Raw genomic sequence first — 16,177 nt, 5'->3', positions numbered from 1 at the left:
CGTGCCCGGCCCACCCGCCCACCCGCCCACCCGCCCACTCATCCATCCACCCATCCACACGATCCATACATCTGTCTTATACGCTTGTACTAGACGATCGTATAAGACACCCGTACAGTCACCGTCATGACGACGAACAACACTCCTGCGGCGCGAGCCGGACGCCGCGAATGGACCGCCCTGTGGGTCCTGATGCTTCCGCTGCTGCTGGTCTCGATGGACGTGTCGGTGCTGTACTTCGCGGTCCCGGCGATCAGCGCGGACCTGGAACCGAGCGGCACCCAACTGCTGTGGATCTTCGACATCTACGCGTTCGTGCTGGCCGGGCTGCTGATGACGATGGGCTCCCTGGGTGACCGCATCGGCCGCCGCCGGCTCCTGCTGTTCGGCGCGGCGGCGTTCGGTGCGGCGTCGCTGGTGGCCGCGTACGCGAACAGCGCCGAGACGCTGATCGCGGCGCGCGCGGTGCTCGGTGTCGGAGGCGCGACGCTCATGCCGTCGACGATGGCGCTGACCCGGACGATGTTCACGGACGCCGGCCAGCGGGCGAAGGCGATCGGCATCTGGTCGGGTGTGATGGCGGGCGGCGTGGCGCTCGGCTCGGTGCTCAGCGGCGTACTGGTGGAGTACTTCTGGTGGGGCTCGGTCTTCCTGGTGAACCTGCCCGCGATGGCGCTGCTTCTGCTCCTCGGCCCGCGTCTGCTCCCCGAGTCGAGGAATCCGGACGCCGGCCGCTTCGACCTGCTGAGCGTCCCGCTGTCCATGGCGGCCGTCCTGCCCGTCATCTACGGCCTCAAGGAGATCCCGACGGAGGGCTGGAACGTGCGGTACGTGATCTCGCTGACCGTGGGCCTGCTCTTCGCGGCCCTGTTCGTCCACCGCCAGCGCACCACGGCCTCCCCGCTCATCTCCCCCGCGCTGTTCCGCGGCCACGGCTTCACCCCGGCGGTCGTCCTCAACCTCGTGGCGACCTTCGGGATGATGGGGTCGGTCTACTTCACCACCCAGTACCTCCAGTCCGTCCTCGGCAAGAGCGCACTGGAGGCCGCGCTGTGGGGGCTGCTCCCCTCCGTGCTGGTCGGCGTCGCCGCACCGGCCACGACGCTCCTCGTCCAGCGGGGTGTGAACCGGGCGTACGTCGTGTCCGCGGGCTTCGCGACCGCCGCGTGCGGTTACGCGCTGCTGACCGTCGCCGGCACCGATTCCCTCTGGCTGGTCCTCGCCGGCGCGGGCGTCCTGGCCGCCGGCATCGTCACCGTCCTCTCCCAGATGACCGACCTCGCCCTCGGCGCCGCCCCCGTGGAACGCGCCGGCTCCGCGTCCTCCCTCCTGGAGACCGGCCAGGAGTTCGGCGGCGCCCTCGGCATGGCCGTCCTCGGCTCCATCGGCACGGCCCTGTACCACCACGAGATGCCGGCCTCCGCGCCCGCCCCGGCCCGCGAAACCCTCGGAGGCGCCCTCGCGGTGGCCGGCCAACTGCCCGGCCCCGCGGCCGAGTCCCTGACGGCGGCCGCCCGGGCCGCCTTCACCACCGGCATGCACGGAGCGGCGACAGCGGGGGCCGTCGTGCTGATGGCGGCCGCGGTGCTGGCGGTCGGGGCGCTGCGCGGGGTGCGGGTACGGGATTCCGAGGAGGAGAAGGGCCTCGTCAGGACGGCGAGCCAGTCGTGATCAGGCCCTCCCGGTACGCGATGGCCACGGCCTCCGTACGGCTCGCCGCCCCCAACTTGGCCAGGATGTTGGACACATGCACGCTCGCCGTCTTCCCGGTGATGAACAGCTCGTCGCCGATCTGCCGATTGGTACGCCCGAGCGCGAGCAGCCGAAGGACATCGCTCTCCCGCGCGGTGAGCGCGGGGACGTCCTTCTCCGCCGAGGCCTCCGCCAGCCGCCCCCGCCGGACGAGCGCGTCCAGGGCGGCGCGCAACGGCACGGCCCCCAGCCGATCGGCGGTCTCCCCCACCGCCCGGACCTCGGCCACCGCCTCCGCCCGGGCCCCAGCCCCCAACAACGCCTCCGCCAGCCGCAGTCGGCACCGGGCCCGTTCGTACGGATCGCCGAACGCGAACGCGTCCACCGCCCTGCGCCAGGCCCCCACATCGGGCCCGGTACGCACCCGGGCCCACTCCGCCTCGGCCCGCGCCAGCCAGGCCAGCCCCTCAGGTCCCTGCTCATCGCCGTCCTCCCCCACGGCGGCGGTGGCGCGCGCGGCCTCCACCAACTCCTCCCCCGTCGCGGCCCAGCCCCGCACCCCGTCCTCGTCCCCGGCGGACCGCCGCTCCGCCACCGCGTCCGCGACCGCCCCGAGGGCCAGCGCGGCAAGCCGGACGGTCACGTCGGGCCGGGACCCGGACTCGTCGGAGAGAGCGGCGACGCTCGTACGGAACTGCGCGACCGCGGCCTGCGGATCGTGCCGCAGGACGGCCGCCTCGGTGAGCGCGACGCCCGCGACGAGGCCCGCCATCCAGTCGTACGGCCCGTCCAGCAGCGCCCGCGCCCGCTCCACCGCACTCTCGTCGCCGCGGGCGAGGGCGACGTACAGGGCGGGACCGGCCGCGTAGCCGGCCGCGGCGGGCAGCCGGTCGGCGTGGGCGGCCGAGCGGGCGCACTCGTCCCAGCGGCCCAGGGTGTAGAGGCAGAGGGAGTGGAGGTAGCGCATCTCCACCGGGTACGGGGAGGAGAGGAGCCCGGTGCGGCCCGCGCGGTCCAGCCCCTCGGAGAGCCAGGTGAGGCATTCCTCCGGGTCACCGGATTCGAAGCAACCCGTGGCGAGGTTGAACAGCGCACGCATCTCCACGGGGACGTTGCCCGCCCGGCGGGCCAGCTCGCGAGCGTCGCGCAACCGCGCCCGGCCCTCCCTCGTACGCCGGTTGCTCCGGGGGTCGAGACCGACCACGGAGATGATCAGGTCGGCCTGGGCGTCGCCCAGTTCGAGCCGCTCAGCGACGCGCAGCGCTCCGCTCGCGACCCGCCCGGCCTCCTCGTTCTCCCCCACGTACCGCGCCGCCATCACATGTGTGGCCGCCGCCCACACCCACGTACGGGACGGAGGCTCGGCGGGGATCATCTCCAGCGCCTCACTGCTGTACCGGAACGCGGCCTTCAGGCTGTCCACGCGCATCAGGTCACCGGCGAGGGTGTAGCGCACCCGGGCGGCCAACTCGGAGTCCGCGTCCGGGCCGGCTCCGGCGAGCGCCGCGCGGGTGAGGGAGACCGCCCGGTGGTTGTCCCCGGCGCGCGCGGCGGCGGACGATGCGCGCAGGGTGAGGGTGACCGTGTCGAGGTCCCGGGGCCGGGCCCCGGCGCCCACGGACGACCACAGGTCGAGGGCTCCCTCCAGGTGCCGCAGTTCCTCGGCGGGCGCTCCGATCCCGTGTGCGTGGTCGGCCGCCTCCACGGATGCCGTCAGCGCGTCGGCGAGGTCGTGGCTCTCGCGCGAGTGGTGGGCGCGCTCGGCGCTCTCCCCGGCGCGGCCCCGGCGGGCCAGCAGCCCGGCGAACACCCCGTGCAGCCGCACCCGTTCGCCCGGCAGCAGATCCGCGTAGACCGCCTCCCGGGTGAGGGCGTGCCGGAACTGGTACGTCGATCCCTCGCCCGGCAGCAGCAGCTGCCGGCCGACCGCCTCCCGCAGCGCCGACTCCAACTCGTCCTCAGGGAGTTGGACGGCGTCCCGCAGCAGGTCGTGCCCGACCCTGCGGCCCGCCACCGCCGCCGTGCGCACCACCTGCTGGGCGGCGCGGGGCAGTTGCTCGATCCGGATCAGCAGGACGTCGGCCAGTCCGCTCGGCAGCACCGCCCCCGGCTCGTCCGCCGTCGCGGCCAGCAGCTCCTCCGCGTAGAACGCGTTGCCCTCCGCCCGCTCGACGATCCGGCCGACCGTGGCCTCGGACAGCGGTTCGGCGCGCAGCGAACGCACCAGCCGCGCGACCTCCGTGTCCGGCATCGGCCTCAGCTCCAGCCGCTCCACGGCGGGCAGCCGCACCAGCTCGGCGAGCAGGGGGCGCAGCGGGTGGCGGCGGTGCAGGTCGTCCGCGCGGTACGAGGCGAAGACGGCGAGGCGGTGGGCCGGGGCGCCGGGGGCGGGGTGCTGGAGCACGGCCCGGCTGAGCAGGAAACGCAGCAGATCCCGTGAGGACTGGTCGGCCCAGTGCAGGTCCTCCAGCACGAGCAGGACGGGTGTCGTCCCGGCGAGGTCCGTCAGCAGCGCGGCGATGCCCTCGAAGAGCTGCAGCCGGTCACCGCCGTCCGCGCCGCCACCGAGGAGGCGTGCGGTCGCCGGGTGGGCCTGGAGGAGCGGGGCGAATCGCTCGTCCACGGCGAGGGCACCGAGGATCTCGGTGAACGGCAGGTACGGCAGACCTACATCACCGAGGTCCACGCAGTGGCCGGTGAACACGGCCGTCCCCTTGCCCACCGCGTACGCCGCCGCCTCCGCCAGCGTGCGGCTCTTGCCCACGCCCGCGTCCCCCGCGACGAGCACGGCGCGGGGTTCACCCTGCCCGGCCCGGTCCAGCACGTCCCTCAGGCGGGCCATCTCGGTGTCCCGCCCGACGAACGGCGCGTGGATCATGTTCTGCGGCACACCGCCATCCTGGCACGCGCCCCCACCCCCGCACCGCCGGGTTTACCCGCCCCCGCCGCCCCTACCCGTCCCATCACCAGGGGCGCTGCCCCTTCGACCCCCGACCGCGGGTCCGGTGGGGGCTGGTCGCGCAGTTCCCTGCGCCCCTGAGGGGCCGCAGGCCCTTTCCAGGGGCGCAGGGAACTGCGCGAGAAGCCCCCACCCACCCGCACCCGACAGCGCACCCTCTCGGGGTCGAAGGGGCAGCGCCCCTGGGATGGGACGGGTAGGGGCGGCGGGGGCGCAAAAGGCGGGGCCGGGCCACCCACGTGGCCAGGCCCCGCCTACGCGAGAGAAGGAAACCTCAGACCAGGTTGACCGACCGCGCCGACGTCGCGCCGATCTCCTCCGCGACCTCCGCGAGCACCGGCTGGGGAACCGTGTCGTCGACGGTCAGCACGGCGAGCGCCTCGCCACCCGCCGCGGAGCGGGCGACCTGCATACCGGCGATGTTGATCCCGGCCTCGCCGAAGACCCGGCCGACGGTGCCGACGACACCGGGACGGTCGACGTAGCTCAGGACGACCATGTGGTCGGCGAGCGCGAGATCCACGTCGTAGTCACCGACCGCGACGATCTTCTGGTGGTGCTTCGGCCCGGCCAGCGTGCCGGAGACCGACACCTCCTCGCCGCTGCCGAGCGTGCCGCGCACGGTGACGACGTTGCGGTGGTCGGGCGACTCGGAGCTGGTGGTCAGCCGGACCTCGACGCCACGCTCCTGGGCGAACAGCGGGGCGTTGACGTACGACACCGTCTCGTCGACGACGTCCTCGAAGACACCCTTGAGGGCGGACAGCTCCAGCACCTTCACGTCGTGCTGGGTGATCTCGCCGTACACCTCGACGTCGAGGCGGACCGCGACCTCACCGGCCAGCGCGGTGAAGATCCGGCCGAGCTTCTCGGCGAGCGGAAGGCCCGGCTTGACGTCCTCGGCGATGACACCGCCCTGCACGTTCACCGCGTCCGGGACCAGCTCGCCGGCGAGGGCGAGACGCACGGACCGCGCCACCGCGATGCCCGCCTTCTCCTGGGCCTCGTCGGTGGAGGCACCCAGGTGCGGGGTGCAGACGACCTCGTCCAGCTCGAACAGCGGCGAGTCGGTGCACGGCTCCTTGGCGTACACGTCGAGACCCGCGCCCGCGACCCGGCCCTCCTTGAGCGCCGAGTACAGCGCGGCCTCGTCGACGATCCCACCACGCGCTGCGTTGACGATGCGCACCGACGGCTTGACCTTCGTCAGCGCCTCGTCGCCGATCAGGCCGACCGTCTCAGGGGTCTTCGGCAGGTGGACGGTGATGAAGTCGGAGACCTCGAGCAGCTCGTCCAGCGACAGGACCTTGACGCCCATCTGTGCGGCCCGCGCGGGCTGCACGTAGGGGTCGTAGGCGACGACCTTCATGCCGAAGGCGGACATGCGCTGGGCCACCAGGGCCCCGATACGGCCGAGGCCCACGACGCCGAGGGTCTTCTCGGCCAGCTCCACGCCCGTGTACTTGCTGCGCTTCCACTCGCCGTTCTTCAGCGCCGTGTTCGCCTGCGGGATGTGGCGGGCGGTGGCGAGGAGCAGACCACAGGCCAGCTCGGCGGCGGTCACGATGTTCGAGGTGGGGGCGTTGACGACCATCACGCCGGCCTTGGTGGCGGCGGAGACGTCCACGTTGTCCAGGCCGACGCCGGCGCGCGCGACGACCTTCAGCTTCTTGGCGGCGGCGATCGCCTCGGCGTCGACCTTGGTGGCCGAGCGGATCAGGATGGCGTCGACATCGGCGATGGCCGGGAGCAGTTCGGCTCGGTCCGCTCCGTTGACGTTCCGGATCTCGAAGTCCGGGCCCAGCGCGTCGACGGTGGCGGGCGACAGCTCTTCAGCGATCAGTACGACTGGTTTCGCGCTCACGTGAGTCCTCACAAGTCCAATGCTGCGGACGGCCGTCCCGACGGCCGCAGGCGGTGGAGGGGAGTGACACCCGGAATTCCCCGGTGTCGCTTGACCGCGTGGAAGACGCACGACGCTGTGGGCCTGACGCGTATGTAGTGCAGCAGTGTAGTGGCGCCGGGGGCGTCGCCTCACGCCACTGCGGAAGGATCACCCGGACGGGAAACCAGGCCGGCCGTGGCACCGGGTGAACCCCGCCACGGCCGACCCTCAAGAGGTCACGCCTCTTCGTCGTTGACCCACGACATGAGCTTGCGCAGCTCCTTGCCCGTGGTCTCCAGCAGGTGCTCGGAGTCCTGGGTCTTGTACTCGTTGTACTTCTTCAGACCGCCGTGGTACTCGTCCATCCACGCCTGGGCGAAGGTGCCGTCCTGGATCTCGGCGAGGATCTTCTTCATCTCGGCCTTGGTGGCGTCCGTGATGATCCGCGGGCCGGTGACGTAGTCGCCCCACTCGGCGGTCTCGGAGATCGACCAGCGCATCTTCTCCAGGCCGCCCTCGTACATGAGGTCGACGATCAGCTTCAGCTCGTGCAGGCACTCGAAGTACGCGATCTCCGGCTGGTAGCCGGCCTCGGTCAGCGTCTCGAAACCGGCCTTGACCAGCGCGGCCGTACCACCGCAGAGAACGGCCTGCTCGCCGAAGAGGTCGGTCTCGGTCTCCTCGGTGAAGGTCGTCTTGATGACGCCGGCGCGGGTGCCGCCGATGCCCTTGGCGTACGACAGCGCCAGCGCGAACGCGTTGCCCGTGGCGTCCTGCTCGACGGCGGCGATACACGGAACGCCGCGGCCCTCCTCGTACTGGCGGCGGACGAGGTGGCCGGGGCCCTTGGGGGCGACCATGCAGACGTCGACGCCGGCCGGGGGCTTGATGAAGCCGAAGCGGATGTTCAGGCCGTGGCCGAAGAACAGCGCGTCGCCGTCGTTCAGGTTGTCCTTGATGTGGTCCTCGTAGACCTGGGCCTGGATCGGGTCCGGGACGAGGATCATGATGACGTCGGCCTCGGCGGCGGCCTCCGACGGGGTCACCACGCGCAGGCCCTGCTCCTCGGCCTTCGCCTTGGACTTGGAGCCCTCGTGCAGACCCACGCGGACGTCCGCGCCCGAGTCGCGCAGGGACAGCGCGTGGGCGTGGCCCTGGCTGCCGTAACCGATGACCGCGACCTTGCGGCCCTGGATGATGGACAGGTCGGCGTCGGCGTCGTAGAACAGCTCGGCCACTTTGGGTTCTCTCCTTGAGTGCAGGTGTTGCGTCCCACCGTATGACGGCGAGCGGAATGAAAGTCTGCGGGTCTCGGCATACGGGCGGCCCGGCGTCACCGGCCGCCCGTATCGAGTGTCAGGCCGACCGGTCCAGGGCGCGCAGCGAACGGTCCGTGATCGAACGCGAACCGCGGCCGATCGCGATCGTGCCGGACTGGACCAGTTCCTTGATGCCGAACGGCTCCAGCATCTTGAGCATGGCGGTCAGCTTGTCGTTGGACCCGGTGGCCTCGATGGTGACGGCCTCCGGGGAGACGTCGACCGTCTTGGCGCGGAACAGCTGGACGATCTCGACGATCTGGGAGCGCGTCTCGTTGTCGGCGCGCACCTTCACCAGAACGAGTTCCCGCTGAACGGCGGAGCCCGGCTCCAGTTCGACGATCTTCAGGACGTTGACGAGCTTGTTGAGCTGCTTCGTCACCTGCTCCAGCGGGAGTTCCTCGATCACGTTGACCACGATGGTGATGCGGGAGATCTCGGGGTGCTCGGTGACACCGACCGCGAGCGAGTCGATGTTGAAGCCGCGGCGGGAGAACAGGGCGGCGATCCGGGCCAGGATGCCGGGGGTGTTCTCCACCAGGACGGAGAGCGTGTGCTTGGACATGTCTCGTTCAGTCTCTCTCGCTCAGTCGTCTTCGTTGTCGCCGAAGTCGGGGCGGACGTCCCGGGCGGCCATGATCGTGTCGTTCGAGGTGCCGGCGGCGACCATCGGCCACACCATCGCGTCCTCGTGGACGACGAAGTCGACGACGACCGGGCGGTCGTTGATCGAGTTCGCCTCCTCGATGACCTTGTCGAGGTCGTCCGGGGACTCGCAGCGGATCGCGTAGCAGCCCATGGCCTCGGACAGCTTCACGAAGTCGGGGACACGGGTGCCGCGGGCGTTCGGATTGACGTCGTCCGGGCCGCTGTGCAGGACGGTGTTGGAGTAGCGCTGGTTGTAGAACAGGGTCTGCCACTGGCGGACCATCCCGAGGGCACCGTTGTTGATGATGGCGACCTTGATCGGGATGTTGTTCAGGGCGCAGGTGGTGAGCTCCTGGTTGGTCATCTGGAAGCAGCCGTCGCCGTCGATCGCCCAGACGGTCTGCGCCGGGGCTCCGGCCTTGGCTCCCATGGCGGCCGGGACCGCGTACCCCATCGTTCCGGCGCCGCCGGAGTTCAGCCAGGTGGCGGGCTTCTCGTACTGGATGAAGTGGGCGGCCCACATCTGGTGCTGGCCGACGCCCGCCGTGAAGATGGTGCCCTCGGGGGCGAGCTGTCCGATGCGCTCGATGACCTGTTGCGGGGAGAGCGAGCCGTCGGCCGGCTGGTCGTAGCCGAGCGGGTAGGTCTCGCGCCAGCGGTTGAGGTCCTTCCACCAGGCGGTGTAGTCGCCCTGACCGCCCTCGCTGTGCTCCTTCTGCACGGCCTGGATCAGGTCGGCCACGACCTCGCGGGCGTCACCGACGATCGGCACGTCGGCGGCGCGGTTCTTGCCGATCTCGGCCGGGTCGATGTCCGCATGGACGATCTTGGCGAACGGCGCGAAGCTGTCCAGCTTGCCCGTGACCCGGTCGTCGAAGCGGGCTCCGAGGGCGACGATCAGGTCGGCCTTCTGCAGCGCGGTGACGGCGGCCACGGAACCGTGCATGCCGGGCATGCCCAGGTGCTGCGGGTGGCTGTCGGGGAACGCGCCGAGCGCCATCAGGGTGGTGGTGACGGGCGCGCCGGTCAGCTCGGCCAGCACCTTCAGCTCGGCCGTCGCCTGCGCCTTGATGACGCCGCCGCCGACATACAGGACGGGCCGCTTGGCGGCGGTGATCAGCTTGGCGGCCTCGCGGATCTGCTTGGCGTGCGGCTTGGTCACCGGACGGTAGCCGGGCAGGTCCATGGCCGGCGGCCAGCTGAAGGTGGTCTTCGCCTGGAGGATGTCCTTGGGGATGTCGACCAGGACCGGCCCCGGGCGGCCGCTGGAGGCGATGTGGAACGCCTGCGCGATCGCCCGGGGGATGTCCTCCGCCTTGGTGACCAGGAAGCTGTGCTTGGTGATCGGCATGGTGATGCCGACGATGTCCGCCTCCTGGAAGGCGTCCGTACCGATCGCCTTGGACACGACCTGCCCGGTGATCGCGACCAGCGGCACGGAGTCCATGTGCGCGTCCGCGATCGGGGTGACCAGGTTGGTGGCGCCCGGCCCGGACGTCGCCATGCACACCCCGACCTTGCCGGTGGCCTGCGCGTAACCGGTGGCCGCGTGCCCGGCGCCCTGCTCGTGGCGGACCAGCACATGGCGCACGCGCTTGGAGTCCATCATCGGGTCGTACGCCGGCAGGATGGTGCCCCCGGGGATGCCGAACACCGTGTCGGCCCCGACCTCCTCGAGCGAGCGAATGAGGGACTGCGCACCCGTGACGTGCTCGACGGGGGTGGACGGTCCTCCGGATCGGGGCCGCGGCTGCGGATGGTGGGCCCCGGTGGCCTGCTCGGTCATCGGCATTCTCTTCTCGATGCTGAGGGTGTTTTGCGAGGTTTGTGGCGGTGTGCGGCTAACGCCGGACTGGTGCCCGTGCAACAAAAAACCCCTCCTTGCCACGAGGCAAGCGAGGGGAGCGCGTCGGGTACGGTCGCTGGGGATTCCGGATCGCCGTCCGGTGGGTCCCAGCTTCAGCCGACGCGCTTTCCAAGTACGAGGATTCGAGTGCGCATGGCACTGACCCTCCCCCCGGCGCGCACCGCATGTCAAGTGGGTGGGACGGGAGTCTCATTATGTGAGCGAAGGGCACTTCCGCCTCCGTAGACAGCGGTCACACCACTTGTGTACACCCCCGCCCCACCCCCCGCGAACGCGGGCTCCGCCGGTCCGGAGGGCACCGGGAAGTGCCCGAGGGACAGGGCCCGGCGCAGGCGGTACTCGTCCAGCGGTCCGGAGAAGGCGGCGCCCTGGCCGTGGGTGCAGCCCATCGCGCGCAGGGCGACGACCTGCTCGGGCAGATCCACCCCGTCGGCCACGGACTGCAGCCCCAGGTCGTCGGCGATGCGCAGCAGCCCACGAGTGATCTTCTGCAGCCGCGTGGACTCCACGACCCCCTCGACGAGACCGCGGTCCAGCTTCAGTACGTCGACGGGGAGCCGGCGCAGTGCCGTGATGGCCGCGTGGCCGCTGCCGAGCCCGTCCAGGGCGATCCGGACACCGAGGCGGCGAAGGTGGTTCAGCCTGCGCTCCAGCTCGTCCGGCGGGCCCTTCAGCTCGGTGTCGGACAGCTCGACGACCAGGGAGCCCGAGGGCAGCCCGTGGCGGGTCAGGAGCGTCTCCACCGAGCCGGGGGGCAGTGAGCGGTCCAGCAGACGCCGGGCGCTCATGCGCACGGACACCGGTACGTTCAGGCCGCTGGTGAGCCGGTCGGCGGCCTGCTCGACGGCCTGTTCCAGCATCCAGCGGCCCAGCTCCGCGGTCTTCTCGCTGTCCTCGGAGACCCGCAGGAACTCGGCGGGCGTGAAGAGCACCCCCTGGGACGAGCGCCAGCGGGCCGCGGTCGCGACCGACGAGATCCGGCCGGTCTCCAGCTCCACCACGGGTTGGTTCAGCAGCATGAACTCTCCGTCGTGCAGCGCTGCCCGCAGCCGGGTGGCCAGCTCGGCCTTGCGTACGACGTCCTGCTGCATCTGAGGCTTGTACAGCTCGACACGGCCCTTGCCGGCCGCCTTGGCCCGGTACATCGCGAGGTCGGCGTTGCGCAGCAGCTCGCCCGCGCCGAGGCCGGGCTCGGCGAAGGAGACACCGATGGACGCGGCGACCCGAACATCGTTGCCGTCGATGGTGTAGGGCTGCGAGAGGGCGACCCGGAGCCGGTCGGCGAGCTCCAGGATGTGCTGCTCCCGGGCGGTGCGGTCGCGGGAGCCGTCCCCGACGATGAGGGCGGCGAACTCGTCGCCGCCGAGGCGGGAGGCGGTGTCCCCCTGCCGGACGGCGTCCTGCAGTCTGCGGGCGGCCTGGACGAGCAGCTCGTCCCCGGCCTGGTGCCCGATCGTGTCGTTGACCGCCTTGAAGCCGTCGAGGTCGATGAAGAGGACCGCCGTGTTGCGCAGGGCGATACCGCGGTCGGAGGAGCGGCGGCCGGAGAGCGCCTGCTGGACGCGCTTGGTGAACAGGGCGCGGTTGGGCAGGTCGGTGAGCGGGTCGTGCTCGGCGTTGTGCTGCAGCTGGGCCTGCAGGCGCACTCTCTCGGTCACGTCCCGGCTGTTGAAGATGAGGCCGCCGTGGTGGCGGTTGACCGTGGACTCCACGTTCAGCCAGCCTCCCCCACCGCCGGCCTTGAAACGGCACTCGATGCGGGTGGTGGGTTCCTCGGCCGGACTGGCGGCGAGGAAGCGGCGCACCTCGTGGACCACGCAGCCGAGGTCCTCGGGGTGGATGATCGAGGCCAGCTCCTTGCCCACGAGGTCCTCCGCGGGGCGGCCGTACACCCCGGCGGCGGCCGGGCTGACATAGCGGAGGATGCCGTTCGGTGCAGCGATCATGATGACGTCGCTGGAGCCCTGCACCAGGGAACGGAAGTGGTTCTCCTTCTGCGCCAGTTCCTGGGTGAGGGTGATGTTGTCGAGGAGCATGATGCCCTGGCGCACGACGAGGGCGAGCACGACGGTGCAGGCGGTGATGAGCACCACGCGGTCGACGCTGCGGCCGTTGAGCACGTTGTAGAGGATGCCCAGGGTGCAGACGGCGGCGGCGAGGTAGGGCGTGAGTGCGGCCAGGGATCCGGCGATGGGGCGAGTGGCCGGATTGCGACCGTGACCTCCTCCCTGGAGGAGCACGTGCGCGTGCCCTCCCTGGGGGCCGTCGTGCCGGTGGCCGGGCTGGACCTCGTGGCGGTGGCCCGGCTGCACGTCGTGGCGCTGGCCCGGGATGTGTTCGTGCACCACGCGCCCGCGCTCGTCCGCCTGTCCGTGCCGCTGGCCGACCCAGGGGGCGTAGGCGAGGAGCAGGGAGCCGGCGAACCAGCCTGCGTCGAGGAGTTGGCCGGAGCGGTAGCTGGTGTGCAGCAGGGGTGAGGTGAACAGGGCGTCGCACATCACGGTGAGCGCGAGGGCGCCGATCGCGGTGTTGACCGCGGGGCGATGCCTCGCGGAGCGTCGGAAGTGCAGCGCGAGCACCATGCTGACCAGGGCGATGTCGAGCAGCGGATAGGCCAGCGAGAGCGCGGTGTGCGCGGTGCTGGAGCCGTCGAGCTGGGCGGTCTGGGCGAGCGCAAGGCTCCAGGAGATGGTGACGAGGGAGCCGCCGATGAGCCAGGAGTCCAGTGCCAGGCACACCCACCCGGCCTTGGTCACGGGCCTCTTGGCGAGCACCAGCAGGCCGACGATGGCGGGAGGCGCGAAGCAGAGGAAGAACAGGTCCGCGTAGCTCGGCTCGGGCACGGGCCGCTCCAGGACGACCTCGTACCACCCCCAGACGCCGTTGCCCAGGGCCGCCATGGCGGAGGAGAGGGCGAACAGCAGCCAGGCGGGGCGAAAGCGGCTGCGGCGCCTGCGCGCGTAGCGGAAGCAGGAGACGGCGGCCGCTGCGGCGGCGGCGCTCAGCCCGAAGTCACCCATGACAAGGGCGACTTGCTCATCGCCCCAGCCGAGCGCGGCGCCGACGGCGTAGGCCGCGCAGAGCAGGGCGAGGACGAGCTGGGCCCGCAGGCTCGCGCCGCCGCGGCCGGACGACCGCCCGCCGGGCGGCATCGGACCGGGCAGCGGCTTGGCCGCCCGGAACGTGGGGCTCAGCGTGGAGGCGGAGGACTGGCGGGGACTCACCGGGTCTCCCTGGTGAGCACCGCTCCCGTGTCGCGCCTCCGGTGCGTCGGGTGGGTGCGCCTTCTGCGGTCGTTGTGCCCGTGGTGATGACCGTGACCGCTGCGGCCGCCGTGGCTCCCGTGCGGATGCCTCCGCGTCGCAGCTCGCCAGGGCCGCCGTCGGCGGCTCCGCCGCGTCGGATCGTTCGTCCATAGGCCGTGCATCGCCCGTCGCCCCCCTCGCTGTCTCAAGTCCGTCCCCGGCGCCGAACGATGCGCGGCGCAGCCCCTGTCGGGACGATACACCAGTCTCGTCACTCAGGGACATAGTTCCTCTACGCTCAGTGACCATCTCTGGCAACACGAGCACGGTCCGCTTCCGAAGGAACGCGGAGGGTGCCCGAAGTGGATTACACGACGTCCGTCTCGCCCGTCGTAAGGACCACGTTGCGCAGTGGCTCCCGGTTCACGAATCGCCCCAACTGGTCCACCAGCAGCCTTTTGGCACGCGGCAGGAAGGCCGAGGTGGGGCCGCCGACGTGGGGGCTGATGAGCACGCCGGGCGCACGCCAGAGCGGGTGCCCCGGCGGCAGCGGCTCCGGGTCGGTGACGTCGAGTGCCGCGGTGATGCGTCCGTTGTCCAGTTCCGCGAGCAGCGCCTTGGTGTCGACGACGCCTCCGCGGGCAACATTCACCAGGAGGGCCCCGTCCTTCATACGGGCCAGGAAGTCGGCGTTGACCAGGCCTTTCGTCTGTTCCGTGAGCGGAGTGGACAGGATCACCACATCCGCCTGCGGCAGGAGGGCGGGCAGTTCGGTGAACGAGTGCACCGGTCCGCGCGCCGTGGTGCGCTCAGAGCGCGCGACGCGCGCCACCCGCGCCACCTCGAAGGGCACGAGCCGGTCCTCGATGGCGGCGCCGATCGCGCCGTAGCCGACGATCAGGACGGTCCGGTCGGCGAGCGCGGGACGGAAGTCGCCCTGCCAGCACTCCTGTTGCTGGGCCCGTACGAAGTCGGGGACACCGCGCAGCGAGGCGAGGGTCAGGGTGAGCGCGAGCTCGGCCGTGCTGGCCTCGTGCACTCCCCGCGCGTTGCACAGCTGGACCCCGGGAGCGAGCACCGAGAGCCGGGCCAGGACGTCGTCGACACCCGCCGTGAGCGTCTGGATCACCCGCAGGTTCCGCATGTGCTCCAGCGGGTTCACCTTCACCGGCCAGCGCTTCATGTAGGGCACCACGTACAGGACGCAGTCCGCGGGGTCGCCCGGATACGACTGTGTGCCGTCCTCACCGCCGTCCCAGAAGAGGTAGCGGGGACCCTGCGGGAGCCCCTCGATCTCGTCCGGCGGGATGGGGAGCCACACGTCGGCGGTCACGTCCGCGGCCGGGTCGGCAGTCTCGTCAGCAGTCATGCCCGGAGGCTATGTCAGGTACCCGGCACGGCAGAGGTTAGGTTGGGGGTCGGGAGAGGGAGGGTCACGACCAGGTGGAGCGCAGGACGATCGGCGCGGCGACGCTCGAGGTGGGGGCCGTAGGACTCGGGTGCATGCCGATGAGCTGGGCGTACACCGGGTCGCGGCAACGGGGCGAAGAGTCGATGCGGACCGTGCACCGGGCGCTCGACCTCGGCAGCACGCTGCTGGACACGGCCGACATGTACGGCCCCTTCACCAACGAGCTGCTGGTGGGCCGGGTACTGAAGGAGCGCCGCGCGGAAGCCTTCGTCTCCACCAAGGTGGGCCTGCTGGTGGGTGAGCAGCACATCGTGGCCAACGGCCGCCCCGGCTATGTGAGACGCGCCTGCGACGCCTCGCTGCGCCGGCTCCAGACCGACGTCATCGATCTCTACCAGCTCCACCGGGCGGACCCCGAGGTCCCCGTCGAGGAGACATGGGGCGCGATGGCGGAACTCGTACAGGCCGGGAAGGTGCGGGCGTTGGGCCTGTGCGCGGTGGGCGCGCGGGCGGGGCGTCGGCCGGGCGCGGGCATGTACGACACCACGATCCGCCAGCTCCGGCGGGTCCAGCAGGTCTTCCCGGTGAGCGCCGTGCAGGCGGAGCTGTCGGTCTGGTCTCGGGAGGCCCTGGCCTCCCTGCTCCCCTGGTGCGTGGCCCGCGGTATCGGGTTCCTCGCCGCCATGCCCCTGGGGAATGGTTTCCTCACCGGCACCCTGACGCCCGGCGGGGGCTTCGAGCGGGACGACCTCCGCGCCCGCCACCCACGCTTCACCGCCGACATGATGGCCGCCAACCAGGCCCTCGTCGTCGGCCTCCGTCGCGTCGCGGCCCGGCACGGGGCGACCGTGACCCCGGCCCAGGTCGCTCTCGCCTGGGTCCTGTCCCTCGGCCCGCACGTGGTCCCGGTGCCGGGCACCAAGCAGGCACGGTGGGTGACGGAGAACGCTGCCGCCCACGCCCTGCGCCTCACGGCCGAGGATCTGGCCGAGGTGGCGGGCCTTCCTCCCGCGCGGGGATCCTGGGACTGAGGGGACGACTGCCGGGCCGTCCGTCAGGCGTCGTGCGTCAGGCGTCGTGCGTCAGGCGTCGTGGGGAAATATCTGCTTGATCGGGCCGAGGTGGAACCTGTGGGGCGCTCGCGGTGTAAG

9 protein-coding genes are annotated in these 16,177 nt (G+C 71.5%); 2 read left to right on the top strand and 7 right to left on the bottom strand.

Annotation, left to right across the window (positions count from 1 at the left end; all coding sequences use genetic code 11):
• The first annotated feature begins 126 nt into the window (after positions 1 to 126).
• On the top strand, positions 127 to 1,671 hold the full coding sequence (locus OG858_RS32295; RefSeq protein WP_319267779.1) for an MFS transporter: 1,545 nt from the start codon (positions 127 to 129) through the stop codon (positions 1,669 to 1,671).
• Here OG858_RS32295 and OG858_RS32290 read toward each other — a convergent pair.
• The 7 genes from OG858_RS32290 to OG858_RS32260 form a co-directional block, all read right to left on the bottom strand.
• Positions 1,649 to 4,570, bottom strand: coding sequence for a helix-turn-helix transcriptional regulator (locus OG858_RS32290; RefSeq protein ID WP_408059501.1), 2,922 nt, complete (start codon positions 4,568 to 4,570; stop codon positions 1,649 to 1,651). The two genes, OG858_RS32295 and OG858_RS32290, sit on opposite strands and share 23 nt — an antisense overlap.
• A 355-nt stretch (positions 4,571 to 4,925) precedes the next feature.
• Positions 4,926 to 6,515 (bottom strand): phosphoglycerate dehydrogenase, encoded by a 1,590-nt coding sequence (gene serA, locus OG858_RS32285; RefSeq protein WP_319066632.1) that lies wholly within the window; start codon positions 6,513 to 6,515, stop codon positions 4,926 to 4,928.
• A gap of 257 nt (positions 6,516 to 6,772) precedes the next feature.
• Positions 6,773 to 7,774, bottom strand: a complete 1,002-nt coding sequence (ilvC, locus tag OG858_RS32280) for a ketol-acid reductoisomerase (protein ID WP_037695847.1) — start codon at positions 7,772 to 7,774, stop codon at positions 6,773 to 6,775.
• Positions 7,775 to 7,892: 118 nt separating this feature from the next.
• Positions 7,893 to 8,420: an acetolactate synthase small subunit gene (gene ilvN / locus OG858_RS32275; RefSeq protein ID WP_037695846.1), complete on the bottom strand. Its 528-nt coding sequence runs from the start codon at positions 8,418 to 8,420 to the stop codon at positions 7,893 to 7,895.
• 21 nt (positions 8,421 to 8,441) lie between these two features.
• The gene (locus OG858_RS32270) at positions 8,442 to 10,289 is read right to left on the bottom strand and encodes an acetolactate synthase large subunit (RefSeq protein WP_319267785.1); all 1,848 of its coding nucleotides are present in this window, start codon (positions 10,287 to 10,289) and stop codon (positions 8,442 to 8,444) included.
• Positions 10,290 to 10,537: 248 nt separating this feature from the next.
• On the bottom strand, positions 10,538 to 13,594 hold the full coding sequence (locus OG858_RS32265; protein ID WP_319066630.1) for a putative bifunctional diguanylate cyclase/phosphodiesterase: 3,057 nt from the start codon (positions 13,592 to 13,594) through the stop codon (positions 10,538 to 10,540).
• Positions 13,595 to 13,982: 388 nt separating this feature from the next.
• Positions 13,983 to 14,984 carry a 2-hydroxyacid dehydrogenase gene (locus tag OG858_RS32260; protein ID WP_319066629.1) on the bottom strand — a complete coding sequence of 334 codons (1,002 nt, stop codon included), beginning with the start codon at positions 14,982 to 14,984 and terminating at the stop codon, positions 13,983 to 13,985.
• 74 nt (positions 14,985 to 15,058) lie between these two features.
• Here OG858_RS32260 and OG858_RS32255 point away from each other — a divergent pair, with 74 nt between their 5' ends.
• Entirely contained in the window at positions 15,059 to 16,057 is a 999-nt protein-coding gene (locus tag OG858_RS32255; protein ID WP_319066628.1) for an aldo/keto reductase, read from the top strand.
• The last annotated feature ends 120 nt before the right edge of the window (positions 16,058 to 16,177 follow it).

This window comes from Streptomyces europaeiscabiei (assembly GCF_036346855.1).
Classification (GTDB): Bacteria; Actinomycetota; Actinomycetes; order Streptomycetales; family Streptomycetaceae; genus Streptomyces; species Streptomyces europaeiscabiei.
This window is presented reverse-complemented; position numbering and strand designations above follow the sequence as displayed.